The organism is Neobacillus sp. CF12 (genome assembly GCF_030348765.1).
Lineage (GTDB): Bacteria > Bacillota > Bacilli > Bacillales > Cytobacillaceae > Neobacillus.
The window spans coordinates 5212545-5238411 of sequence record NZ_JAUCEU010000007.1 but is presented as its reverse complement, the minus strand read 5'-3'; the positions used below and the strand labels follow the sequence as shown (position 1 = coordinate 5238411).

General features: G+C 41.6%; 21 protein-coding genes. 1 reads left to right on the top strand and 20 read right to left on the bottom strand.

Going from position 1 to position 25867, the window contains the following annotated elements:
* Positions 1–292: 292 nt before the first annotated feature.
* The 19 genes from trxA to zapA form a co-directional block, all read right to left on the bottom strand.
* The gene (trxA, locus tag QUG14_RS24975) at positions 293–607 is read right to left on the bottom strand and encodes a thioredoxin (protein ID WP_095248849.1); all 315 of its coding nucleotides are present in this window, start codon (positions 605–607) and stop codon (positions 293–295) included.
* 163 nt (positions 608–770) lie between these two features.
* Positions 771–1748, bottom strand: a complete 978-nt coding sequence (locus QUG14_RS24970; protein WP_289343162.1) for an electron transfer flavoprotein subunit alpha/FixB family protein — start codon at positions 1746–1748, stop codon at positions 771–773.
* A gap of 72 nt (positions 1749–1820) precedes the next feature.
* Positions 1821–2594, bottom strand: coding sequence for an electron transfer flavoprotein subunit beta/FixA family protein (locus QUG14_RS24965; RefSeq protein ID WP_289343161.1), 774 nt, complete (start codon positions 2592–2594; stop codon positions 1821–1823).
* A 97-nt stretch (positions 2595–2691) separates the two neighbouring features.
* A complete protein-coding gene (locus tag QUG14_RS24960) occupies positions 2692–3465 on the bottom strand; it encodes an enoyl-CoA hydratase (RefSeq protein ID WP_289343160.1) in 774 nt (257 codons plus the stop codon).
* 30 nt (positions 3466–3495) lie between these two features.
* Entirely contained in the window at positions 3496–4080 is a 585-nt protein-coding gene (locus tag QUG14_RS24955) for a fatty acid metabolism transcriptional regulator FadR (protein ID WP_289343158.1), read from the bottom strand.
* A 181-nt stretch (positions 4081–4261) separates the two neighbouring features.
* Positions 4262–5965, bottom strand: coding sequence for a long-chain-fatty-acid--CoA ligase (locus QUG14_RS24950; protein ID WP_289343157.1), 1704 nt, complete (start codon positions 5963–5965; stop codon positions 4262–4264).
* Positions 5966–6120: 155 nt separating this feature from the next.
* Complete coding sequence (locus QUG14_RS24945; RefSeq protein ID WP_289343156.1) at positions 6121–7899, bottom strand: IucA/IucC family protein; 1779 nt, start codon at positions 7897–7899, stop codon at positions 6121–6123.
* A 13-nt stretch (positions 7900–7912) separates the two neighbouring features.
* Positions 7913–9172 (bottom strand): lysine N(6)-hydroxylase/L-ornithine N(5)-oxygenase family protein, encoded by a 1260-nt coding sequence (locus QUG14_RS24940; protein ID WP_289344229.1) that lies wholly within the window; start codon positions 9170–9172, stop codon positions 7913–7915.
* Positions 9173–9209: 37 nt separating this feature from the next.
* On the bottom strand, positions 9210–9761 hold the full coding sequence (locus QUG14_RS24935; RefSeq protein ID WP_289343154.1) for a GNAT family N-acetyltransferase: 552 nt from the start codon (positions 9759–9761) through the stop codon (positions 9210–9212).
* Positions 9758–11539: an IucA/IucC family protein gene (locus QUG14_RS24930; protein ID WP_289343153.1), complete on the bottom strand. Its 1782-nt coding sequence runs from the start codon at positions 11537–11539 to the stop codon at positions 9758–9760. Before QUG14_RS24930 ends, QUG14_RS24935 begins: the two co-directional genes overlap by 4 nt.
* Positions 11526–13040, bottom strand: coding sequence for a pyridoxal phosphate-dependent decarboxylase family protein (locus QUG14_RS24925; RefSeq protein WP_289343152.1), 1515 nt, complete (start codon positions 13038–13040; stop codon positions 11526–11528). Before QUG14_RS24925 ends, QUG14_RS24930 begins: the two co-directional genes overlap by 14 nt.
* Positions 13041–13052: 12 nt before the next feature.
* Positions 13053–14405 (bottom strand): aspartate aminotransferase family protein, encoded by a 1353-nt coding sequence (locus tag QUG14_RS24920; protein WP_289343151.1) that lies wholly within the window; start codon positions 14403–14405, stop codon positions 13053–13055.
* Between the two features lie 37 nt (positions 14406–14442).
* Positions 14443–15411, bottom strand: coding sequence for an alpha/beta hydrolase (locus tag QUG14_RS24915; protein WP_289343150.1), 969 nt, complete (start codon positions 15409–15411; stop codon positions 14443–14445).
* The gene (locus tag QUG14_RS24910) at positions 15389–15976 is read right to left on the bottom strand and encodes a GNAT family N-acetyltransferase (protein ID WP_289343149.1); all 588 of its coding nucleotides are present in this window, start codon (positions 15974–15976) and stop codon (positions 15389–15391) included. The genes QUG14_RS24915 and QUG14_RS24910 overlap by 23 nt, the downstream gene beginning before the upstream one ends.
* Before the next feature lie 714 nt (positions 15977–16690).
* Positions 16691–17098, bottom strand: a complete 408-nt coding sequence (locus QUG14_RS24905; protein WP_289343148.1) for a DUF350 domain-containing protein — start codon at positions 17096–17098, stop codon at positions 16691–16693.
* A 19-nt stretch (positions 17099–17117) separates the two neighbouring features.
* Positions 17118–19475 carry an endonuclease MutS2 gene (locus QUG14_RS24900; RefSeq protein WP_289343147.1) on the bottom strand — a complete coding sequence of 786 codons (2358 nt, stop codon included), beginning with the start codon at positions 19473–19475 and terminating at the stop codon, positions 17118–17120.
* Between the two features lie 13 nt (positions 19476–19488).
* Positions 19489–21210, bottom strand: a complete 1722-nt coding sequence (polX, locus tag QUG14_RS24895) for a DNA polymerase/3'-5' exonuclease PolX (protein WP_289343146.1) — start codon at positions 21208–21210, stop codon at positions 19489–19491.
* Positions 21211–21296: 86 nt separating this feature from the next.
* On the bottom strand, positions 21297–21851 hold the full coding sequence (locus QUG14_RS24890; protein WP_289343144.1) for a CvpA family protein: 555 nt from the start codon (positions 21849–21851) through the stop codon (positions 21297–21299).
* Positions 21852–21858: 7 nt separating this feature from the next.
* A complete protein-coding gene (gene zapA / locus QUG14_RS24885; RefSeq protein ID WP_289343142.1) occupies positions 21859–22119 on the bottom strand; it encodes a cell division protein ZapA in 261 nt (86 codons plus the stop codon).
* Between the two features lie 135 nt (positions 22120–22254).
* Here zapA and rnhC point away from each other — a divergent pair, with 135 nt between their 5' ends.
* On the top strand, positions 22255–23193 hold the full coding sequence (rnhC, locus tag QUG14_RS24880; RefSeq protein ID WP_289343141.1) for a ribonuclease HIII: 939 nt from the start codon (positions 22255–22257) through the stop codon (positions 23191–23193).
* A gap of 258 nt (positions 23194–23451) precedes the next feature.
* On the opposite strand, the gene pheT is transcribed toward rnhC, so the two are convergent.
* On the bottom strand, positions 23452–25866 hold the full coding sequence (pheT, locus tag QUG14_RS24875; RefSeq protein WP_289343140.1) for a phenylalanine--tRNA ligase subunit beta: 2415 nt from the start codon (positions 25864–25866) through the stop codon (positions 23452–23454).
* Position 25867 lies beyond the last annotated feature (1 nt).

Below are 25867 nucleotides of genomic sequence, written 5' to 3'. Positions count from 1 at the left end.
ATATCTATCCTAAAATTTTAAATGATAAAGCAGATAAAGAAAAGCCTGATTCTTTTTCCAATGGCTGTTTATTAAGTTTCTGTTGCTTTCCACTCCAGGCACTTCGCTTTCCGCGGGCGACCGCCGAGCCTCCTCGACACTGCGTGTCTGCGGGGTCTCGCCTGTCTCGCTTCTCCCGCAGGAGTCTTCGTGCCTTCCGTTCCAACCAACAGATTGCCAAATTAAATCCTCAGCTTGTAAATAAAAAATAAAAAACCTTAGCTAGTGTATTGCTAGCTAAGGTTATCTCTGCTTATACGTGCTTTTCTAATACACCTGCTAAAGCATCTTTAGGTTGGAAGCCGACTACTTTGTCAACTACTTCGCCATTTTTGAAAACAAGAAGTGTAGGGATACTCATAACGCCGTATTTAGCAGCAGTTTCTTGATTATCGTCTACATCTAATTTTACGATTTTTACTTTATCGCCCATTTCTGAGTCAATTTCCTCAAGAACTGGAGCAATCATTTTACAAGGTCCACACCATGGTGCCCAGAAATCCGCAAGTACAAGGCCAGAGCCTGTTTCAGCAGAGAAATTTGCATCTGTTACGTTTGAAATAGCCATTTGTAAAGCCCTCCTAATGAATACTAAATACAACGAAAGTATAGCATTGTTTAAACCATCATGCTAATAATCTGTCTCGCATGTAATTTCCCCTAAAATACATTAAGTATTCCAGCTTATACTATGAGAAAAGGCGAGCAGTTAGTTACTGCTCGCCCTTTTATTATGAGTGAACTTTAAGTTTTTTAAACTCTTCCGTTAAGAGTGGTACAACCTCGAATAAGTCACCAACAATTCCGTAATCGGCTACTTTAAAGATGTTAGCTTCTGGGTCTTTGTTGATAGCAACAATTACCTTGGAGTTGGACATACCTGCTAAGTGCTGGATGGCTCCAGAAATACCGCAGGCAATGTATAAGTCAGGTGTAACAACTTTACCCGTTTGACCGATTTGTAAGGAGTAGTCACAATAGTCAGCATCACAAGCTCCACGAGAAGCACCAACGGCACCGCCTAAAACGTTCGCTAATTCCTTAAGTGGTTCAAAGCCTTCCGCACTCTTCACCCCGCGGCCACCAGAGATAACGACTTTTGCTTCACTTAAATCAACACCTTCGCTTGCTTTTCTAACTACTTCTTTAATAATGGCACGAAGGTCTTTAATTTCCACTGATAGAGAAGCAACTTCACCTGTTCTGTTTTCATCTTTGGCTAGTGGTGCAATATTATTTGGTCTAACCGTTGCAAAAATTAAACCGTCTGTAACAATTTTCTTTTCAAACGCTTTACCTGAATAGATAGGTCGAGTAAAGACAACATTCCCACCTGCAACTTCAACAGCCGTTGCATCAGAAATTAAACCGGAAGCTAATTTAGCAGCAATCCTTGGGGAAAGGTCTTTTCCTAAGGAAGTATGCCCAATTACTAAACCTTCTGGACTTTCCTTTTCAAGCACAGCAAGCAATGCTTGAGCGAAACCATCAGATGTATATTGTTTTAACTTTTCATCTTCAACAACAACTACGCGGTCAGCACCGAATTGAACTAACTCTGCACCTAAAGCGCTAACATTTTCTCCGATTAAAACAGCTACTACTTCTCCGCCTTCTGCTACTGTTTTTGCTGCAGCAATTGCTTCGAAAGAAACATTACGTAGTGAACCGTCACGCGTTTCCCCTAATACTAATACTTTTCTAGTCATTCCTTTACCCTCCTGCGAATCATTATTGTCTAATCAAAATTATTCCTTGCGAACGTATAAGTGCAATTACGATTAAACTACTTTTGCTTCTGTATGAAGAAGGTGAACAAGTTCTTTTACCTGATCATTTAAATCTCCAGATAACACTTTTCCAGCTTCCTTTTTAGGAGGCAAGTAAATTTCAATTGTTTTTGTTTTTGCTTCAACATCGTCTTCTTCTAAATCAAGATCATCCAATTCTAATTCATCAAGCGGCTTTTTCTTCGCTTTCATAATACCTGGGAGTGATGGATAACGTGGCTCGTTCAACCCTTGTTGAGCAGTTACCAATAACGGCAGGCTTGTTTCGATTACTTCAGAATCACCTTCAACATCACGGGTAACGGTTACATTTGTACCATTAATTTCAAGCTTTGTAATCGTCGTCACATACGGAATGTTTAACAATTCAGCCACACGTGGACCTACTTGACCAGAACCGCCATCAATAGCAACATTTCCACCCAAAATTAGGTCTGCATCTTTATCCTTAAGATATTCAGCAATAATTTTAGCTGTTGTGAATTGATCGCCATTCTGCACATCATCTTCTGTATTAATTAATACTGCTTTATCAGCTCCCATAGCGAGTGCTGTACGTAATTGCTTTTCAGATTCTTCCGTACCAACAGAAATAACGGTTACTTCCCCGCCATTTGCGTCACGGACTTGAATAGCTTCTTCCACTGCATATTCATCGTAAGGATTAATGATAAACTCTGCACCATCTTCATTGATTTTTCCGCCTGCAATCGTTATCTTTTCTTCCGTATCAAACGTTCTTTTCAAAAGTACATAAATGTTCATGATTTCCCTCCTATAATGCAAACATTTTTTCTGTTCCAAAGATTAAGAATATTTTTAGCAAAAAAAATTTATTCGTAACTTCTAATTGAGATAGAAGTTATTCACCTTTAAAATGCGGCTCTCTTTTTTCAATAAAAGCCTGAATTCCCTCTTTTGCATCATTGGATACAAAAATTTCTCCAAATAACTCAGCTTCCTTCTTGGAGCCTTCGTAAAACTCTTCAGTTTTCGCATAGTTTAATAATTGAATGGTCGCTTTTAGTGACCCTGAACTTTTCTTAGCAATTTTACCCGCCAATTTAAGTGCTTGTTCTAACACTTCATCTTCTGGGTATGCATGGTTTGCCAAGCCAAATTGAACCGCTTCCATTCCTGTGATTGGCTCAGATGTAAACAGCATTTCTGCTGCCCGTGCCACGCCCACATATTTAGGAAGTCGTTGTGTGCCGGCAAAGCCAGGGATTAACCCAAGCTGCAGCTCTGGAAGACCAAGTTTGGACTTTTCACCCACTAAACGGATATGACAAGCCATCGCTAGTTCCAAGCCGCCGCCAAGTGCTGCACCATGAATAGCTGCAATGATTGGTTTAGGAAATTTCTCCATCCGGTCAAACAAATCCTGTCCAAATTTTCCAAGATTCGCAAATCCTTCAGATGAAGAGACGGTTGTGAATTCTTTAATATCTGCACCTGCTGAGAAGAAACGACCTTCCCCATGAATGACAATCACCTTAATGTCACGATTAGGTTCAATTTCGTCTAGTACAGCCGACAGTTCTCGTAATAGTCCTTGTGAGAGGGCATTTGCCGGTGGACGCACAATGGTGATCGTCGCGATAGAGTCTTGATTAGACCATTTTAAGTATTCCAATAGAATCCCTCCTTCTCGTACACTCAAAAATTAATGATTCCCGCAGCCCTTAATCAGTAGCTGATGAACCGGTTTAGCGAGTGCGACTAAATCGTATTTCTCCTCATTTAAAACCCAGGTTGTAACGGTTTCATCCATTGTGCCAAAAATCATTTGTCTGGCTAGACGGACATCGAGATCACTTGAAAACTCTCCCGTTTCTTTCCCTTCAATGATGATTTTATCAATCACGCGTAAATAGCCTTTTAGAACATTGTTTATACGTAAACGCAATTCTTTATTCGACTGTCTCAATTCAAGTTGAGTTACGATTGCCATGTGATGGTCATCAGACAGGTTTTTAAAATGAGCTTCTATCATCATTAATAACTTCTCCGCCGCGGTCTCTTTTCCTGCTATCATTTCATCTATTTTTTCAATAAAGCTTCCCATTTTTTCTTCAAAGAGTGAGATGAGAATGTCTTCTTTGTTTTTAAAATAAAGATAAATGGTTCCATCTGCGACACCGGCTTGCTTTGCAATCTTTGAAACCTGTGCTTGGTGATAACCAACTTCTGCGATTGCAATAACGGCTGCATCGATGATTTGCATGTATTTTGGTTTATTTTTTTTCATTGTGTTCTCCCTCCTCTTGAAGAAATATTTTCTACAAAAAGAAAATATGAATGAATAATCATTCATATTTTTATAATAGATATTAGTTGTATTTCTGTCAAGAAATACAACGACATTTTTATATTACTTTATTGTTTCCGGTGGGACAAGTTATATTACGCAAAAAAAAGAAGTGCGTGGGTTAGGCATGTTTTTTGTTTTCTTCCTCTATTTTTCTCATTTCTTCTTCAACAAGGGTTCTTCTAAGAATCTTCCCTACTGCTGTTTTCGGTAATTCTTCTCTAAATTCATATAATCGTGGGGCTTTATATGCCGCTAAATATTTTCGAGCGTATTGATTCAAGTCATCTGAGGTAAGTTTTGAGCCTTCCTTCAACACCACATATGCCTTAACGGTTTCACCACGGTATGGATCGGGAATACCAGCAGCCACGGCCTCCAATACATCAGGATGCTCATACAAGACTTCTTCAATTTCTCTAGGGTAGATATTAAATCCTCCAGCTATGATCATATCCTTCTTTCTATCTACTACATAGAAATATCCATTATCATCCATATAACCAAGATCTCCAGTATATAGCCAGCCTTCTTTAACTGTTTCCGCTGTAGCATCTGGTCGATTCCAATAACCCTTCATCACTTGTGGACCTTTTATGATGATTTCACCAATTTCTCCAACTGGCATGATTTCACCATCATCCAATGAGATAATTTTTACTTCTGTATTTGGCCATGGTACACCAATACTGCCTTTTACGCGCGGACGATCCCATAAGAAATTTGAATGTGTCACGGGAGAAGATTCTGTTAATCCATACCCTTCAACAAGTTTCCCACCTGTAACCTTCTCAAATTCTTCTTGAACTTCTATTGGAAGTGGAGCAGAGCCACTAAGACAAGAGTCAATAGAAGATAAGTCATATTTTTTCAAATCAGGATGATTTAATAGACCGATATAAATGGTTGGCGCACCAGGAAACAAGGTAGGGCGCTGCTTTTGGATCGTTTTTAATGTAGTAAGAGCGTCAAACTTTGGTAATATTATCATCTTATAAGCCTGCATGACAGATAAGATCATAATGATTGTCATTCCATAGACATGGAAAAAAGGAACTATGCCTAGGACTGATTCCTCTCCAGGTTTGGATTTATAAAGCCAAGCCGTACACATGGATGAATTAGCTACTAAATTTCTATGTGTCAGCATAACCCCTTTTGGAGAACCGGTTGTACCTCCAGTATATTGCAGGAGTGCTACATCCTCTTCAAAGTCAAAGTCATATTGTACTAGTTTTTTTGGTTCCGTTTTTACGATTTCTTTAAATAGATGGGTATTGCCTTCATGTTTTACATTTACAACAATTCCATATTGCTTTTTCTGGATAAAAGGATAGACTAGATTTTTTGGGAATGGCAGGTAGTCTTTGATAGCGGTTACAATTATGTGCTGCAAATCTGTTTGCGGCATCACCTTAGAAGCGCGAGGATAGAGGATGTCGAGTGTGATGATCGCCTTTGCACCTGAGTCCTTCATTTGGTATTCAAGTTCACGTTCAGTATATAACGGATTGGTTTGAACAACAATTCCCCCAGCCATTAATATACCAAAATAACTTATGACTGATTGTGGAGTATTGGCAAGCATGATGGCAACTCGGTCACCTTTTGCAATACCAATCTGCTGAAGATAACTAGCAAATGCTATTGATTCATGGTATAGCTCTTTATATGTCATCTCCTTCCCCATGAAATGGATGGCAACTTTTTCTGGAAAGCTTTTTGCTGCATCTACTAAATACTGCTGAACAGGTTCTTTTCGAAACTCCAGTTCTGCAGGAATTTCTTTAGGATAAGCGGTGAGCCATGGTTTAGAATCATACATAGTAACCCTCCTTTTTATACTATTGTAAATTTTCCCGCTTCTCTTTCATTATAATATAGTGTGACTCTTTAAACAATTAGAATAAAAATATATGTTTACTATTTCACGATAAAAAAGGGTGGCAGCATCTATTGAATGCTGTCACCCTAACTTTTTTAAACAACTGCAGGCTTTCCAGTAGCCAGCGGGTTTTTTACTCTTCCAAATTCTGAAGCATGAGGCCGGTCAACGCCATCGCCATACCCATATTCTATCATCCTGTTCCGGTTGAGACAAAGTTTTTTAAAGGATGGTCTCAGCAGATCAAACAGCTCAAATCGTTCTTTCAGTTCTGGGAACTGCGCCTGATAAGAAAGAATCGTCTCTCTTAGCATGTACCAGAAAACAGTTTCATCCAGCTCCCTGCTCCGATGAAGAATGTCTGCGAGATAGCGGAAGTGGCATACGAACAATCCAGTAAAGATAAATTGACAGAGTCCTTCCGGAGCCTCGCTTCTCAGCACATTTTTTAACTCTGCTGAGATGTTTTCCAGCTCTGACAGCGGCTGATCACTGATGTTCACATCATCCACAAAATCTTTAACGGCGAGACGGTGCGGTTTGCTGTCCTTTAAAATGACAACGGTATTCTGACCGTGCGGCGAAAAAACGGTTCCATATTGATATAAGTAGTGCAGAAGCGGCGGAAGCAGCACATCAAAAAGCTGTTTTGTCCACTCTTCTGCGTTGAGGCCTGCCTTTTTGGCAAGTTTAAGCGCATAGGATTCTCCGTCCTCCCCAACATATAAAAGCGCAGCTAGGGTTATCGCTTGCTCTCCTTCGTCTAGGAACGAATAAATACTTTCTCTCCAGATGACACCGAGCATTTCAAGGAATTGATATGGAGCCCCTTGCAGCTTTGTATAATCAGGATGAGCGTAGTTCATGCTTGCTATTTCTCCAGGGAGTATAACTCTGCATGTATCACGCAAGAATGAGTCACGATCCCGGATTCCCTGAATATGCTGCGTGATTTCCGGAGCAAGCACCACCCGCTCAGACGGCAGGCCGCGATAAACGAGTGTATTCAAAATGCTCATCGGAAGCTTTACATGATATTTCATCTTATCTTTCATGTTCACGAACGTTCTGATGGATTGCTGTGGCAGGTACTCATCCTCTCCTTTTCCAAGATAAACGATGCGCTTTTCAAACAGCTCTTCTGAAAAAAGTGGTACCAGGACATGATTCCACTGCCATTCATGAACAGGCATGAAGAAATAGTCCTCCGGCTGAATACCTTCCTCATGCAGAACCTTCTGAAACGTTACCCAAAGGGAATCACCCAGCTCGCTTTTCAGTAAATCTTCATAATTTACTTCTTCAATTGAATGAAAGCTCCCCTTCTCTTTTGAAACAGCTATCCAGTCAAGCTTTACCTCCTTCTTCTGTTCCGGCGCATACTGTAGGTAATCCGTATAGGAAAATCCAATTCTTCCTTTGTTATATGTAATCCATGGATGACCGGTCATTTCCCCTTCAAGCTCTGCATAATCGATTTCAAGGAGGGACTCAGTCCGCTGATTTTCCTGGCTGGCCATGATATGGGCATCGGCAAGCAGTGTCCGTTTATATTCTTCAATCAGAAAAGCGGCAGTAAATGGTTTGATGCCGATTTCCTTTTGCAGCTCAAGCAGGAAAGCAACTGCGCTTTTAGCATTCACCCATTCACCGCCTGTTTTTATCTGAATGGAGTCAGGGTCTATCCAGTAGCTGTCCATAAGCCGTTCTTCCGCTTGGAATCTGTACATCGTCCCGCCGTTTAATGAAAGGTGATAAAGACCATCCGTTTTCCCCGCTGAAATCATGTCTTCATATAAAAACTCTGCAATCATTTTGGCAAGCAGCCGTTTGTTTGCTGTTTCCCAGTGCCTTTTTTTCACATTCGTTTCCATTTCATTCACTCTCCTATACGGTTTGTTTCTTTCGGGCAAGCTGCTGGATCCCAAAGTGCTGAAAGACATTTTTTTCCGGAATCTCAAAAATCGTTTTTCCGGCAATCGAATTTATGATAACGGCATTCCGATAAGCGCCGAGCCCCAGATCAGGCGCTCCTACCCCATGGGTATGAAGCTCGCCGTTTTGAATAAACACCATGTGCTCATCTCTCGTCTCATGCATGTAGACCTGATAGTTTCTCGAAATAACAGGGCGTCCTGCTTCGTCCCATCTCATCGAATGAGCCAGGCTGCTAAATGCTTTTGGCCAGAGGGTTTTGTATCCTGTCGCAGCGATAACGGTATCTGATTCAAACTTAAACGATACACCCTCCTCCCTGTGATAACAGTCGAGCTCTAGACCGCCGCCATATTCAGAGATATCTTTAATCGCCGTTTTAGCAAGGAGCTGTACGTCCAGCTTTTGTCCAGCGATTGTTCTTTCATATAAAAGATCGTAAATGTCTGCAATCGTATCTGCGCTTATTCCCTTATAAAGAGGATCCTGCTTCGACACAACTTCATCCTTCAGGCTTTGAGGTAAGCGGTAAAAATAATCCGTGTAATCTGGTGAAAAATGTTCAAGCCCGAGCTTGGAATATTCCATCGGAAAGAAACCGTCTGTTCGTGTCAGCCAATTCAGCTTAAAGCCTGCAGTTATCTGTTCTTTTAAAAGCTCAAGGAAAACCTCTGCTGCACTTTGCCCTGAGCCGATTACTGTGACTGTCTCTCCCAGTGCTTCATTCCTTCTTTGCAAAAACTCAGAAGAATGATAGAGATTCCGGCTGCCTGCCGCCGTCCATTCCGGCAGATTCGGGGCACTTCCCATTCCCAGGACCACATGCTTCGCGTAATAAGTCTTCACATGTCCTGTCAAAACATCTTCTACACTCACTTCATAACCATCCGAATGCTCGGCTATATCAATGACTCTTTTGCTGAACCGGCATGATGACAGCTGCTTTGAGACCCATTGGAGGTAATGGTTATATTCTCTACGGGGTATATGGAACGATTCTAGAAAATAGAAGTGGTACAGCCGTTTCTGGTGATGCAAATAATTCAAAAAGCTATATTTGCTCGCCGGATTAACCATTGTAACGGCATCCGCCATAAAAGGAACCTGAAGAGTCGTTCCTTCAATTAATAATCCTTCATGCCAGGCAAACTCCGGTTTTTGATCAAAAAACAAAGCGTCCATTTCGGCTGTTTCATCTATAAGGGCAGCCATACCCAGATTAAACGGGCCAAGCCCGACACCAATCACATCATAAATCACTTGTAAGCCTCCTTTCAAAATCTTCTCTTGTGCAGATCAAAAACATGGCTTGTTTATCAGGAAGGTTAAGCTCCTTTTGAGGAACAAACCCGCACTTTTTAAACACGTGAATCATTTTAGCGTTGCGGCTATCAGGTTCCGCAACAAGCCTCGCTGTCCTGCTGTCAGAAAACATCTGCTTCATGATGCTCTGAAGCATAGGCTCTGCCAAACCTTTTCCTAAATAAGAGGTGTCTCCAATGAGCAAATGAACTCCCTGATCAAATGGTTCTGCACCATAATAGCGGCCGATGATATCGTCTTTTGCCCAATATGTTTCCCAGTAGCTCATCTCTTTCCCGTTCATCATGCCGATCCATAAGGTTTGATGCCTGTCCGAAAGTAAACCCTTTAAGTGCTTTGCATACTGGCTGAACGGAAAGTTCTGGTGCCAAAAAGGAATGACGTGCGGCTCATGGTGCCACTGATGAAGCAAGACCGCATCCTTCTCAAAATCAACCTTGCGGAACGTAATCACTGCGTTTGTTTCTTGTTGAATCATAATGAAGCGACGGCCTCCTCTTTTAACAGTGGATTTGGAACATCCACATACACAGACTGAGTTTCAAGGGGACCTACAAGCTCATCTAAGTCGTGGAATCGTGTCATGAGATTGGCCTTGCAAGGCAGTTTCTCGCGTTCTAGGAAGCTTTTTATAAGCTGAGAAGGATGTCCAACTGGAACAGAATAGGCTTCCATTTCTTCCCGGATGATCTTAAGCAGCATGCGTTCGTCTGCCAGTCCTGCCGTCCCGAACGCATTCACAATACCGAACAAATGATTGAAAAAGAAATAGTATCGCAGGCGCTCATCCGCTACTGCATCTGAACAGAAGGTTTCGCTTTTCTGTCCCGCTTCAGGAAGAAATGACTCAAGTACGCTCTTCTTTGATTCACAGAAGTAAAACCCTTGATTATCACGGTAAAAGAATCGCTCAGGATAGCCGTCATTCAACTGAACAATGCTGTTTTGCTGATGAGCCTCAAGTGCGATCCCCTTCTCATAATAAAGCCAGAGAATCGGTTTTAGGGAAATCTCCAAGTAACGCTTTATCCAGTCCGAACTGATTTCGCTTGTGGTGCGGTTTTCTTTATCTGCTATGCCGCGGATTATGCTAGAAAGTCTTGATGTTCCTCTTTTCAGTCCATCTTGGCATAAAGAGACAATGGCCGTTGTTTGATCCGCATTTTCCTGATAAAACGGGTTATCGCGAAGGATGACTTCAAACCCGGATTCTTTCCTGTCCTCCAGTTTCAAGGTGAGAAATGCCGGATCGTGAACAAACCTGAACTGCGGAAACTCATCTGAAATTTCCTTCCCGAGGCCGGCCTCCATCAGTTCTTTTACCTCTGCGCCGCGTTCTAGTTCCTTCATTAAATTAGCCCGCACTGAATTCGTAATTTTTATGTTCAATGAAAACTTCAGCATAAACGGCACATCAGGATGAAATACTGTCCTCAGTGAGGAGGTGGCAAAGTAAGAACGCCCATGCTGTCCAAGGTCCTCAATAACTCCCGCTTCTGCAAGACTCTTAATCTCATGATGTTGAAGGACATATATTGCCTGCCACGGATGCAGCGGAAGCAGCGCGTGCCCGTCCTCTTTTGCATACTTGTTTTTGAAGTCATTTTTTATTTCCGGATCATCAAGGACCATTTGCTTGATCAGCTGAATGGCTGAATGCGGAAGCAGGGATTTAGAATAAACAAGGTCAGCAGGAGCTCTAAAATAATGGAGCGGAAAGGCGCCTTTTAATTCAGGTGAATAGGATCTGATTTCCTCTTCATTCATCCCTTCCCTGCTTTTTGGTGCAGGATGAAGCAGGTGTCCGAATAAAAGCGACTGCTCTGCTGCCAGGAAATCAAAGTCTGTGCCATACAGCTCGTCTTCTTCACCTGAACGTTTTTCAATAAATGCTGCCATCAGTGTGCAGCTCTGGGAAATGCGGGTAAGCAGCTCATTCTTTTTTTCAGCCGGCTGGCCAGCATTCAAGTCTATTAACGTCACATCAATGCAGTCCATGAAGTTCAGCTTTTCAGAACCTAGATAAACTACCGGTCCAACTAGGTGGCGTCCTGTTTCTGAATAATAAGCTAAAGGTATGTATAAAGCAGATTTATTTTTAAGCGAAAGCTGCATCCATTTGCCTGAATGGGCATGTTTAAGCTCTGGTGGAACATCCTCTGTTAAAGAGCCTTTTCCCGTCTCACGGATATAACAATTTAAATAGCTTTGCAGCGTAGCATGCTCTGCACATTTTCTAGCTTCATCCCTGTTCATTCTGAAGCCTCCTCCATTCATTATGTCCGATTTCTTTTATTCTCTGGATCAGTTTTGACAGATCCTCTGCTTCTGCGAGTGGATTTAATAGTGTAAATTTAAGGCAAGCATGTCCCTTTACCTTTGTACGGGCAATGACCGCTTCTCCATTTGCAAGCAACCTGTCCCGAATCCGGTAGTTTAGAAGATTAACGTCATCCTCCGTAAGCATGCCGTCTCCTGTATACCTGAAAACAACCGTGCTCAGCTCTGGTTTATGCATAACCGTAAATGAACTGTCATGTTCAAGCATTTTATGGGCATCCTTTGCAAGGGAAAGGGTGCGGCAGATGATTTCTGACCAGTCGCTCCTGCTAATCAGCTGAAAGGATAGGAAGGGTTTTAACGCATCAAATCTTCTTGTTGTCTGCAGGGATTTTCCTACAAGATTCGGCACCTCTTCTTCTTCATCTTCTTCTGGGTTGAGGTAATCTGCGTGCCGCTTCATATAGGAAAACGAGCTGCGGTCATTTACCAGGAACGCCCCGCAGCTGATTGGCTGGTAAAACATTTTGTGAAAATCAACTGTGATGGAGTCCGCCTCATCAATGCCTTTCAGTTTGTGTTTGTGCTGATCTGACATCATGAGGCCTCCCCCATATGCCGCATCCACATGGAACCAAAGATCGTATTGCTTAGCGGCCTGACTCATTATTTCTAGGGGATCTATGGCTCCAAAATCGGTTGTGCCTGCTGTGGCGATTAGGGCAAAAGGAATTTTTCCTTCTTTTTTAAGCTGCTTCAGCTTTTCTTCTAAATCGTTCATGCACATCCTGTGGGCAGCATCTGTTTTTACAGGAATGACGGCTTCTTCTCCAAGCCCTAAAACAGAGGCTGCCTGCTGAACGGAAAAATGGGCTGCATCCGAGCAGAGAATTTTAAGAAGGTGGTGTTCTACAGGGAGACCCTGCTTCTTAATATCCCAGTTCCAAAGCTTTAAAGCTGCACGCTCTCTTGCAAGAAGAAGCCCCATCAAATTGGATTGTGTTCCTCCACTCGTCATGACCCCGTCGCCTTCATAAAGACCGAAAAGGCGGCAAAGCCCATCCATGACTATCTGCTCCACCATGGTTGCAGCTCCGCTCTGGTCCCAGGAGTCCATTGAAAGATTCAATCCTGAAATCAGCACTTCAGCTGCTAAACCAGGCAGCATCGGCGGACAGTGTAGATGTGCTGCACATAACGGATGATGGACAGAGACGGCATGGTCAGCAACCGCAGATGAAAGCTTGTGAAATACCTCCATGGGACTGCCGGCAACTTCAGGGAGGAACTCAGGAAATTGAGCTTCAAGTCCCTCCTTAACAAGCTGAGGAGAAGCACCGCTGAATGGAGCATTTGCAAGAACGGCTGATTTCAGCGTTTCCATCGCCTGGTTCATGACATGTTGATAGCTTTCCAGGCCGCCTTGTGAATTTGTGAGAAAAAAAGCATCTATTTTTGTTTTTACACTGGCTGTCATTTTCTTCACCTCCTATACGAAACTTGGCATAAGCGCTTTTTCCGCTGCCATAGACGCTTCGAAGAACAGATCGCACACCGTTTCAAGCTGCTCTTTTGTGATAATCAGCGGAGGCAGGAATCTGACGGTACTTCCGTGACGACCGCCTAGCTCCAGGATCAGCCCACGTTTAAAGCATTCCTGCTGAATTTTCTTAGCCAGCTGCGGATTTGCAGGGTAACTTCCGAGTGCATCTGCAGGAGCCGTTGTGTCGACGATTTCAGCTCCAACCATAAGACCTAAACCTCGGACGTCACCAATGGATTGGACATCTTGTTTCATTTCCTTTAAGCGCAGCATGAGGAAGTCACCAAGCAGAGCTGCCTGCTCGTCAAGTTTTTCCCGCTTAATAAACTTCATTGTTGCCGTACCTGCTGCAATGGCCAGCTGATTGCCGCGGAAGGTTCCTGAATGAGCGCCAGGCTCCCACTGGTCTAAATCCTTGTGATAGACAATGACCGCAAGAGGGAGAGTACCGCCAATTGCTTTTGATAAAACAACCACATCAGGAGTAATGCCGGCATGCTCAAATGCAAACATTTTTCCCGTGCGCCCGAATCCTGTCTGCACTTCATCCACAATAAGTGGAATCTGCTGTTCAGAAGTAATCCGGCGGACTTGCTTCACCCATTCATCAGGTGCAGGTATGGCGCCTCCCTCACCCTGAACAACTTCCATGACCATTCCCGCAGGCTTTACAATCCCTGATTCCGGATCATTCAAGGTCCGTTCAATGAATGTCGATCCGACTGCTGCTCCTCCTTTTCCCCCAATTCCAAACGGACAACGGTATGAATATGGATATGGAAGAAAGTGAACATCAGACATCAGATTCGGAATTTTCATCTTCGGACCAAGATTCCCCATGAGGCTGAGGGATCCATTAGTCATTCCGTGGTATCCGCCTTGAAACGAGAGCATTCCGCCCCTTCCAGTTGCCGTTTTCACAAGCTTCATTGCTGCTTCAATCGCATCTGAACCAGATGGGCCGCAAAATTGAATCTTCGCATTTTCTGCAAATGAGGCCGGCAGTGCATCAAACAGTTCTTCCACAAACTCCTCTTTCATTGGCGTCGTAAGATCAAGCGTGTGAAGCGGGCGTTTCCCTCTGATTACATTTTCTATTGCTTCAATCACAACAGGATGGTTATGGCCAAGTGCCAGTGTGCCTGCTCCTGCCAGACAGTCTATGTACGTTTTGTTCTCCACGTCTTTTACATAAACCCCTTCTGCTTCACTAATGGCAATCGGAATTCTGCGCGGATAAGATCTTGCATTTGATTCCCGTTTGTTTTGACTGTTTAGGTAGAATTCATTTGTCAGCAAATATAATCACCCTTCTTATTGAAAATAATTCTCATTCTCAATTAAAAAATAAAAAACGTTCTCTTAGCTTCGTTTTTAAAGTTCCGGCCAGTTCGGTCATGGCTGAATCTGCACTTTTGACCTGGCCGATCATATTAGGAAAACTGTGAACGAGCTTCCTGAAATGCAGATGCTTCACATGAACCCCTTCGTTTTTTAGTTTTTCCGCATATTGGAATCCTTCATCTCTTAAAGGATCATATTCTGCCGTTACCAAAAGCAATGGCGGCACATCTTTATGACTTTTGGCATTCAGAGGAGAAGCAAATGGATGGCTTCCCTGTCTCGCATCGGTTACGTAATGGTTCCAAAACCACTCCATTTTTTCTTTCGTCAGATTAAATGCATACCCAGATTGATAGGAATCCGTTTCAAACTGATGACGAAGTACAGGAGTAATAAGGACTTGAAGATGAAAAGGACAGCTTCCGAGTTCCTTCATCCAGAGGACTGCCGCTGCTGCAAGATTCGCTCCAGACGATTCGCCTCCAATCGCCATCTGAGCAGGATTTCCGTTCCAGTGCCAAACATTTTCTAGCGCCCATTGTGCCACACCCATGACATCCTGCAGTGCAGCCGGAAATGGATGTTCAGGAGCAAGCCTGTAACCTACTGAAATCACAAGGCACTCCGCATTTTTTGCAAAATACGTGCATAATGAGTCCGCACTGTCTAAATCTCCAAAGACCCATCCCCCTCCATGCATAAATAGAAAAACCGGCAGTTCTTCGGCTCCTGCCGGCTGATAAATCCTGACAGGGATATTCCCTTCACCGACATTGACATTATGTGTTTGAATGCCGTCTGACTCAAACGGCTTGAAAAATGTTCTTGCTTCTTTATAAAAAAATCGCGACTGTTCAGGCGTCAGTTCCTCCAATGGCGGATGCTTAAGCTCCATCATTTTTTCACTGATGCGTCCAAGCAAATCTGATAGATCCTGATCAATTGGGTGGTTCCTTTTCACATGGCGCTCCTGCTTTCCAAAAAGTGTTGTCTTCCAGTTTAGGCACTTTCCTAAATTCAACATCTTTCGTCAATAAATAGCGGTAAAAACGATTTCTGTCACCTATCATTAAAGCTGCTTTCTTATGGGGCATCGTGATGGTGCCAAATCTTTCTCCGCCAATTCTCTTTAAAATCGGAATGACAATTCGGTTTCTTACATCAGGCTCACCTATGATGCGTCCGCACTCATATTTTTTCATAAGAAAGGCCGTCATGGCTCTTATGAGCATAAGCCCATCGTCTTTATTTAAGAATTTTCTTGGCCCGATAAGCAGATGCATGCCAAGATCACCGCTTTTTGCTTCGTAATAGTCTTTTACGGGATCTTGAAAAATGCTGTACGCCATCAGGTAGGCCACAGGGAGATCATCTACATAAACGAGAAAAACCCGTTTATTATCTGCGTGAAGCGTCCGGTCCAAATAGCCGGCAAATCGATCTCTGCTCACGTTAAGCTTCCAAAAAGGGGCAATGTGCGGAAGCTGCATCCAAGTATGCAGGATATCTATATCTTTTCTAGTCACATGTCTGAATGAGATGAATTTATGATATTCCCTGTCTTGGAAAATTGCTTCAAAATTTTCTTCTCTCTTTATAACAATCAGCTCCTGTCTGTCAGAACATTTTGATTACATGAAAATATTAATTGAAAATGATTATCATTGTCAATTAAATTCAGAAAATCAGTTCATCTTGCCCAGTCGCGGTTTTCGGGAACAATCTTTGGTAGGACATTAGCCCTATTTTTACCCATAAAAAAAGAAAACAGCAACTACGCTGTTTCCTTTCTCTCTAATAAAGTGATCCTAACTCCAGGTTCTGGCTCAAATGTATGTATATATCAAATCCAAACGGATTTATATAAAGTAATAGCAGGTATATTTTTTGCTCCTGTGCTCAATGACCTTTCGTTTTAAAAAAGCCGCCCCTGAATGTAGAGGCGACTGTCCATCGCGGTACCACCTTAGTTGAAAATATGATATTCTCCGGCTATTAAGTCGATAACGGGACAATCCGTTCATTCCCTCCGTCTAGTCGAAATGTAAACTCAGGGACCGAAATTCATCTGCTATTGTGAACTGACTTTCACCGGGCAATTCTTGGTGATTTTTTTAAAATTCAAAACATCAGAGATGACTTTCGTGTTAAAAAAACAATATGTACCCCAAACCAATTAGCAAAAACAAAGCGCATAAACCTAGAAGTACTTTAGCTAATGTCTCCACTTTCTTCTCCCCTTACGAAATTCCTGCACCAATTACATAGGATAATCCGATTGATAAAAACATCGCTATTAATCCAACTGCACGATTATCATTTTTAATTTCTTCATCAATATTGAATTTAGGTGTTAAAAATTCAAAGATAAAATAACCAACTAGTAATAGCACAAAACCAAATACTCCCCAGCTAATCATGGTTACTAGTGAATCGTTTTGCTCGATCGAATAACGAAAAATATTGGCAATCCCGAATATCTTCCCTCCGGTTGCCATTGCTACCGCGACGTTCCCCTTTTGAATCTCTTCCCAATTTTTATACTTTGTTACTAATTCAAAAATGGCTAAAAAGACAATCACACATAAAATAACTACGCTATAATTGGCAGCACTTTGAATATACACGTTATCCCAAAACTGGTTCATTCCTTATTCTCCCCAGATATTATTTAAATTCAACAATGGTAACTCCAGAACCGCCTTCACCTGCTTCTCCAAAGCGAATTTTCTTAACAGAACGGTGATTCCGCAGATATTCCTGGACTCCTTGTCTTAATGCTCCCGTGCCTTTCCCATGAATAATCGATACACGAGGATAGTTTGATAATAACGCATCATCTATATATTTTTCCACTCTTGAGAGTGCGGCCTCATATCTTTCTCCGCGTAAATCTAATTCTAACTTCACATCTGCATCTCTGCCTTTGACAATAGCCATCGGTCTTGTCTCTACTGGCTTAGGCGTACTAATAAACTCTAAATCCTTTTCTTTTACTTTCATTTTCAAAATACCGATCTGGACCTGCCATTCGTTATCTGAGACCTTTTCAAGAAGCGTACCCTTTTGTCCAAATGTTAGAACATTGACTTCATCACCCGGAGTAAGGGAATGTTTCTTCGTTTTTTGTTTAACTTGGTTAGAAGATTTCTTAATTTCAGGTGTTGCTGCTTCAAGACGGTGTTTTGCATCAATTAATTCATGTTCCTTAATATCTGCATGCTTTTCAATTCTCATTTTACGAAGGTCACGAATAACCTTTTCTGCCTCACTCTTTGCTTGTTCAAGAATTTCACCAGCTTGTTCAGCAGCTTTTTCAAGCATTGAGTCCTTTTTCTCGTAAAATTCAATCATCTGCTTTTGCATATCCTGATGGAGCTTTTCTGCCTGTCTTAAATAATCACGCGCCTCATCATGTTCAATTTCAGCTTGTCGCTTACTGTTTTCAAGCGAAGCAATCATCTTATCAATTTGATTGGTATCTTCACTTACATGTGATCTCGCTGCCGCAATGACACGATCATTTAAACCTAGTCGTTTTGAAATTTCAAATGCATTACTGCGTCCCGGTACTCCAAGTAGAAGTTTGTAGGTTGGGCTCAATGTCTCCACGTCAAATTCAACACTGGCATTAAGAACGCCTTCACGGTTATACCCATATGCCTTTAACTCTGGATAATGAGTTGTGGCAATAACCCTTGCTCCTCGATTATGCACCTCGTCCAGTATCGAAATGGCAAGTGCTGCACCTTCCTGTGGGTCTGTTCCTGCGCCAAGTTCATCAAATAGGACAAGTGAATTGAAATCGACCTTCTCCAAAATATCCACGATATTTACCATGTGGGAAGAAAACGTACTTAAGCTTTGTTCGATGGATTGTTCATCACCGATATCTGCATAGATTGCATCAAAAACAGCAAGTTCTGAACCATCATAGGCAGGAATCTGTAATCCTGCTTGTGCCATTAGCGAACATAGCCCTAGCGTTTTTAAGGTAACGGTTTTACCACCAGTGTTTGGTCCCGTAATGACAATTGTTGTATAATCCTTGCCCAGCAAAATATCGTTGGCAACGACTTCATCAATCGGAATTAATGGGTGTCTGGCTTTATATAAGGCGATTCTTCCTTCATTATTCATGAGAGGCATACTTGCTTTCATCTTGCGACCATATCTTGCCTTTGCAAAAATAAAATCAAGATTAGCCAAAATCTCAACAATCACTTGCAGCTCAGATTCAAATTCAGCTGTCTTTGCAGAAAGCTCCGTCAAGATTCTTTCGATTTCAAGCTGTTCTTTTACTCTTATATCCTGTAACTGATTGTTTAATTGGACAATAACTTGTGGTTCAATAAATAGCGTTTGCCCTGATGAACTTTGGTCATGGATAATGCCGCCGTAGTGACTCCGATACTCCTGTTTAACAGGAATAACAAACCGGTCATTCCGGATCGTAATGATGGAGTCTGACAACATCTTTGCTGCATTGGATGAGCGAATCATGCTCTCTAATTTTTCACGGACACGTGCTTCATTCGAGCGCAATTGGTGTCTTAATGAACGCAACAGATCACTCGCACTATCAAGCACTTCTCCACTCTCATCAATCGCATATCGAATAGACTCTTCCAAATTTACTAATGGAATAATCCTGTCGACCTGCTCTAATAAAATGGGAATTTCCGTTCTTTCTTCAGCAATATCCTCAATAAATCTCTTCATTTGCCGACTTGCATGGATGGTACTAGCAACTTGTACCAACTCATGGGAACTAAGCACTCCTCCAATGACAGAGCGCTTAATATGGGCACGAAGATCATGAATTCCTGATAATGGGACATTCCCTTTTATCCGTAGTACCGTTGATGCTTCGTCGGTCTCGGCTTGAAGTTTGACTACTTCCTCAAAATCAGTTGAAGGAACCAAATTCTTTAACTTATCTATTCCAAGTGATGAGGCCGCATGCTCAATGAGCTGGTCCCTCACTTTGGTAAATTCCAATACTTTTAACGATCTTTCTTGCATGGAGATGAACCCCCTATTTTCGATTATGCAAAAACTCTAGTAAGTCATTCGGTTCAAGAGCATTGATGACCGATGATTTTTTTATCCAGCCCTTTTTCGCTGTGGATACGCCGACTTTCATATGCGATAGCGTCTCTTTTTTATGGGCATCTGTATTAATAAAGATTTTAACTCCCGCTTCTTGTGCTTGTCGTAAATATTCTGCTTTTAAGTCCAATCGATTGGGATTGGCATTGAGTTCTAAAGCGGTATTTGTTTCCTTTGCTAATTCTATCAGCATATCGATATCGACATCGTATCCTTCTCGTTTGCCGATTTTTCTACCAGTCGGATGGGCAATTAAATCAACATGTGCATTTGTTAATGCTGTACGTAACCGTTCCATTATTTTTTCACGCGGTTGTGAAAAAGCAGAATGAATGGAGGCGATGACGAAATCCATTTCAGCAAGGAGATCATCCTCATAATCCAATGTGCCATCTGGTAAAATGTCCATTTCAACTCCTGATAAAATTAGTATGTCGTCATATTTATCATTTAGTTTTCTGATTTCTTCTTTTTGTTGAAGCAATCGTTCACGTGTCAGCCCATTTGCTACTTTTAAATACTGGGAGTGGTCGGTGATCGCCATATATTTATAACCCTTTGCACGGCAGGATTCCACCATTTCCTCAATCGAATGAGCCCCATCGCTCCAGGTTGAGTGCATATGCAGGTCGCCCTTTATATCCCCTAGCTCAATTAATTCACCAGCATATTTGTGAAAATCCTCTACTTCTTTTCCATCTTCTCGTACTTCAGGAGGAATAAATGGCAGGTCAAAATGCTTGTAAAATTCTTCCTCTGAGGTAAAAGTAAGAATTTCACCTGTCTCTAAATTTTCCACACCATACTCACTAATTTTTTCCCCGCGTTCCTTTGCTAGTTGTCTCATCCGGACATTGTGATCCTTTGAACCAGTAAAATGATGAAGAGTTGTAATAAATTCCTCTGGTTTTACAAGACGGAAATCAACCGATACATCATAATCAAACTCAAACACAAGTGATACCTTAGTATCTCCCGCACCAATAATCTCTTTTATATTAGGTAATTCCAGCAAGGACTGTTTCACCCTATCTGGTTGTTCACTCGAGATAATAAAGTCCAGGTCTTTAATGGTTTCTCTGACTCTGCGCAAACTTCCTGCCCGTGAGAATTGGTGAATCTCAGGAAACTCCGTTAACTTCGCCTCAATATGCTCAGCAATTGGAAGCATATAAGCAAGCGGTAGTCGATCTGGTCTTGAGCCCACATTGGCAATCGCACTTAAGATTTTTTCTTCTGTCTTTTTTCCAAACCCTGCTAACGCCTGCACCTTACCTGCTTTACAAGCTTCTTCTAACGTTGTGACATCTTCAACCCCAAGTTCTTTATGTAATTTAGCAATCTTTTTTCCACCAAGTCCTGGCAATTGTAATAATGGAATTAGCCCTTTTGGGACTTCTTCCTTTAATTCCTTCAATACTGTGGAAGTGCCCTCGTTTATGTATTCTTCTATAACAGCCGCGGTCCCTTTGCCAATTCCTGATAGCGAAGTAAAATCCTCGATTTCGGAAAGGGTGCGATCATCAAACTCCAGTGCAGACGCGGCTTTACGAAAGGCTGATACCTTAAAGGGATTTTCACCTTTCAACTCCATATAAACCGCAATTGTTTCTAATAAGCGTATTAAATCCTTTTTATTAATCTCCATTATTTACACCTACCTTGCTATTATTTTAACCTTTTTAATAGAAAAACTTCTCTTTTTAGAGAGAAGTTAAAGAACAACTTCTCTCCTCAGAGAGAAGTTAACGCAGCAGTGTATTCCATCCACATACTCTTTATTTGTTGTGATAGAAATGGCGTATGATTGACTATCAGATTTGCCATGATAGAATCGTCCAAAGGTTTTTGCAAAAGTTCCATTGGCACTAGTGCAGCAATATATAATAAAATAAAGATAATTAAATAGACTTCAGCAAAACCTAGCATTCCTCCTGCCCAAACATTTAATTGCTTAAGAACAGGCAAATGGGCAATAAAATCAAGCATGGATCCAATAATCTGCAGTAAGATTTTTACCGCAAAGAAAATGATAACAAAGGAAATGGCACGGTAAAAGGCTTCCTCCATATTACCATTCTCACCTAATAGTTTTAAAGGAGCAACAGTACCGAGATTTGGATAGGGAACCCATAGCGTTAGTCTTGGTGCCAAATCGTCATAGTATAAATTTGCCACTATGTATGCAATAATAAAACCTGTTAAATGGACTAACTGTAAAATGAAGCCTCTTTTTAAACCGATAAAAAAGCCAAAAATTAATAATAAAATAATTGCTAAATCCAACATGACTTATTCAGTCCTTTTCCTTTTGTAATTCAGATTGCAGCCGCTCTAATTGTTCCTTCATTTTAATATAATCATTAACAGCATTTACTGCTGTTAGGACGGCGAGCTTATTCACATCTAGAAGTGGATTCCTGGAACCAATTTCGCGCAGTTTTTTATCGACCAATGCTGCCACACGTCGAACATGACTTTGGCTTTCGTCACCTATAATAACGTATTGCTGTCCGTATATATCAACGGTTGTTCTAGTTTTTTCTGTATTTGACAAATTACTGCCTCCATTCGATTCGAAGAAATCCCTATTTTATAATATAACACGAACGGATATGTGTCGAAAAGAGAAACAGTTTAAACTGGAGTTTTTTTACTTTTTACTAGAAAATTGTCGAGGAGTGTTTTGGGAGTGGGAAATGTTGTTTTAAATCTAAGTATGACTGAAATTAATAAAATGAAAAGTTACTATGAAGGCAAATTACTAGAAAAGACTCCTCCAGGGAGTGTGTTTGCTGCCAAGACTTCAGGCTCGATGATTACTGCCTATAAGTCTGGGAAAGTTTTATTTCAAGGAAGTGGCAGTGAAACTGAAGCGAGTAGATGGGGTGTGGCAGCAGCAAAGAGCACTGCACCTGCTAAAACGAGTGCTCCTAAAGGTAGTGTACCGAGTGGAATCAGTCAAATGTCGGTAATTGGTTCAGATGAGGTTGGTACTGGTGACTTTTTTGGTCCGATTACTGTCGTTGCTGCGTATGTACGAAAAGAGGATATTCCGTTATTAAAAGAATTAGGTGTCAGAGATTCGAAAGATTTAAATGATGAAAAAATTATTGCCATCGCAAAGGTAATAAAAGATATTGTTCCATTTAGTTTGATGACACTAAAAAATGAAAAATATAATCAACTGCAGAAATCAGGAATGTCACAGGGGAAAATGAAGGCCCTCCTACATAATCAAGCTATTCTAAATGTGCTCGAAAAAATTTCACCTGTTAAACCTGAAGCAATACTTATCGACCAATTTGTTCAAGAAAGTACCTATTATCAGCATATTAAAAATCAAAAAGCTGTGGCGCGGGAAAATGTTTATTTTAGCACGAAAGCAGAGGGTATCCATCTTGCGGTAGCTGCCGCTTCGATCCTTGCACGTTATGCTTTTGTGCAGTACTTTGACAAGCTAAGTGATTCGGCAGGCTTTAAAATTCCAAAAGGAGCAGGTGCTCAAGTCGATGAAGCCGCTGCAAAATTGATTTTGAAAAAAGGGAGAGAAGTATTGCCACAGTTTGTAAAGTTACACTTTGCTAATACGGAGAAGGCGATGAATTTGGTGAATAAAAAGAGGAGATGATTTATGCATTGACCCAAATGCTTCTCATGAATTCTCTTCAGTCACTCCAGACTGCCTGCATTGACCCAAATGCTTTTTATGAATGCTTTTCGGTCGCTCCAGACTGCCTGCATTAACCCAAATACTTTTTATGAATGCTCTTCGGTCACTCCAGGCTGCCTGCATTAGTCCAAATTTCATTTTTTCTCAATTTCTTTTATCAATATCAGCATAAAAAAATGACCTAGTGGATTATCACTAGGTCATTTTTCCATTTAATTACCCTCTCAATACCGCTCCAGCCTGATTTCTCAATGCTTCAAGCACTTGAGTATGAACCTTTGTAACTTCTTCATCAGTTAATGTACGTTCTGGATCCATATATTTTAGAGAGTACGCGATGGACTTTTTGCCTTCTTCCATGCGATCACCTTCGTATAGATCAAAGACATTTACTTCTTTTAGAAGCTTACCGCCTGCAGTTTGAATAATGTCCTTTAACACGCCTGAGACTGTTTCTTTATCAACGACAAGAGCAATGTCTCTTGTGATTGAAGGGAAACGTGGAATGCCTTCGTATCTAAGTGCCACTGTTGCTGCTTCAAGAACTGCTTTTAGTGAAAGCTCAAACACGTAGGTATCCTTTAAATCTAATTCTTTTTGCATGGTTGGGTGTACTTGACCGACAAATCCAATTCTTTCACCATTTAAGTGAATTTCAGCTGTCCGTCCTGGGTGCATATTATCCACTTTAGCCTGAACATAAGTCACACTTTCTGTAAGGCCAAGTTTTGCAAACAATCCTTCTAAAATACCTTTTAACACATAGAAGTCAACCGCTTTTTTCTCACCTTGCCATGAATGACTGTGCCATAGACCTGTAATCGCACCAGCTAAATGCTCCTGCTCTTCAGGTAGAACTTCATTTCCATTGGCTAAGAATACTGCACCTGTTTCATAAACAGCGAGGCTGTCGTTTTGACGAGCACTATTGTATTTTAAAACTTCCAACAGTTGTGGCATGATGCTTAAACGCAGAATACTGCGGTCCTCACTCATTGGCATTGCTAAACGGATGAAATCACGTTTCTCAAGTGCAAATTGTGCTGCTTTTTCCTCACTTGTTAACGAATACGTTACCGCCTGGTACAAACCTGCACCCTCTAAATATTGGCGGACAATACGTCTTTTTTCCTGATAGCTCGATAATTTACCTGGTGTAGCAGAACCGATTGGCAATGTTTTCGGAATGTTATCGTAGCCATAAAGACGGGCAACTTCTTCAATTAAGTCTTCCTCAATTTTGATGTCGCCACGACGTGTTGGAGCTGTAACCGTAATCGTCTCATCTTCACTGGTTACCGTAAATTGAAGTCGTTCAAAAATGGCTTCCACATCGGCCACAGTCAAGTTTGTGCCGATGACACTATTGATTTTTTCAAGTGTGATTGATACGACTGCTGGCTCAACTGTTAGTGTATCAATTTCAGAAGCACCTTCTAATACTTCGCCGCCAGCGTATTTTGCCATTAAGTAGGCAGCACGCTCACCCGCAGCACGAACGCGATTTGGATCGACACCCTTTTCAAAACGAGCACTTGCTTCACTACGTAAACCGTGGTCTTTCGATGCTTTTCTTACAGTTCCTCCTGTAAAATAAGCCGCCTCCAGCAACACAGTTGTTGTATCTGATGTAACCTCAGAATTTGCTCCGCCCATAACGCCGGCTAATGCTACAGGCTCAATTCCATTTGTAATCACTAAGTGGTCAGAAGTTAATGTTCGTTCTGCGTCATCTAATGTTGTGAATTTCTCACCATCATTTGCACGGCGAACAAGGATTTCCTTTGAACCTAAGCGATCATAATCAAATGCATGCAGGGGTTGACCATATTCTAATAAAATGTAGTTAGTGATATCGACTACATTATTGTGTGGACGAATACCTGCAGACATTAGTCTTGTTTGCATCCATAATGGTGCAGGACCAATTTTTACGTTTTTAATTACTTTGGCAACATATAAAGGATTATCCTCATTAGCATCAACTTTAACAGTGATATAATCTGTTGCTTTTTCATTCACTGGCTGAAGATCGATTTCTGGCTGCTTGACATCGCGTCCAAGAATCGCGGCTACTTCATATGCTACACCAAGCATACTCAAGCAATCCGCACGATTTGGAGTTAGTCCAAGCTCAAGGACTTCATCATTACGGTTTAATAACGCGATTGCGTCTGTTCCAACTTCTGCGTCTTGAGGGAAAACAAAGATCCCTTCAGAATATTCCTTCGCTACAACCTTCGCTTCAATACCAAGCTCAGTTAGTGAGCAGATCATTCCATTTGATTCCTCACCGCGAAGCTTCGCACGCTTTATTTTAAAGTTACCTGGTAAAACCGCACCAACGGTTGCCACTGCTACCTTTTGCCCTTGTGCCACATTCGGTGCGCCGCAAATAATTTGAACAGGTTCGCCCTGACCAATATCAACTTGGCATTTGCTTAATTTATCTGCATTCGGATGCTGTACACGTTCAATAACGTGACCAACCACTACTCCTGTAATCCCTTCGTTAAGGACCTCTACGCCCTCAACCTCAATCCCACTCTTTGTAATTTTTTCTGCTAACTCATCAGCCGATACTCCGGATAAATCAACATAATCCTGGAGCCATTTATATGAAACAAACATT

Excerpts from the sequence above, each read along its gene's own strand:
- polX (WP_289343146.1), bottom strand. The coding sequence starts at position 21,210 with ATGGAGATTAATAAAAAGGATTTAATACGCTTATTAGAAACAATTGCG.
- QUG14_RS24950 (WP_289343157.1), bottom strand. The coding sequence starts at position 5,965 with ATGTATGATTCTAAACCATGGCTCACCGCTTATCCTAAAGAAATTCCT.
- trxA (WP_095248849.1), bottom strand. The coding sequence starts at position 607 with ATGGCTATTTCAAACGTAACAGATGCAAATTTCTCTGCTGAAACAGGC.
- QUG14_RS24970 (WP_289343162.1), bottom strand. The coding sequence starts at position 1,748 with ATGACTAGAAAAGTATTAGTATTAGGGGAAACGCGTGACGGTTCACTA.
- QUG14_RS24940 (WP_289344229.1), bottom strand. The coding sequence starts at position 9,172 with ATGGCTGCCCTTATAGATGAAACAGCCGAAATGGACGCTTTGTTTTTT.
- QUG14_RS24905 (WP_289343148.1), bottom strand. The coding sequence starts at position 17,098 with ATGAACCAGTTTTGGGATAACGTGTATATTCAAAGTGCTGCCAATTAT.
- QUG14_RS24955 (WP_289343158.1), bottom strand. The coding sequence starts at position 4,080 with ATGAAAAAAAATAAACCAAAATACATGCAAATCATCGATGCAGCCGTT.
- QUG14_RS24935 (WP_289343154.1), bottom strand. The coding sequence starts at position 9,761 with ATGATTCAACAAGAAACAAACGCAGTGATTACGTTCCGCAAGGTTGAT.
- QUG14_RS24930 (WP_289343153.1), bottom strand. The coding sequence starts at position 11,539 with ATGAACAGGGATGAAGCTAGAAAATGTGCAGAGCATGCTACGCTGCAA.
- QUG14_RS24945 (WP_289343156.1), bottom strand. The coding sequence starts at position 7,899 with ATGGAAACGAATGTGAAAAAAAGGCACTGGGAAACAGCAAACAAACGG.
- QUG14_RS24900 (WP_289343147.1), bottom strand. The coding sequence starts at position 19,475 with ATGCAAGAAAGATCGTTAAAAGTATTGGAATTTACCAAAGTGAGGGAC.
- QUG14_RS24965 (WP_289343161.1), bottom strand. The coding sequence starts at position 2,594 with ATGAACATTTATGTACTTTTGAAAAGAACGTTTGATACGGAAGAAAAG.
- QUG14_RS24890 (WP_289343144.1), bottom strand. The coding sequence starts at position 21,851 with ATGTTGGATTTAGCAATTATTTTATTATTAATTTTTGGCTTTTTTATC.
- QUG14_RS24925 (WP_289343152.1), bottom strand. The coding sequence starts at position 13,040 with ATGACAGCCAGTGTAAAAACAAAAATAGATGCTTTTTTTCTCACAAAT.
- pheT (WP_289343140.1), bottom strand. The coding sequence starts at position 25,866 with ATGTTTGTTTCATATAAATGGCTCCAGGATTATGTTGATTTATCCGGA.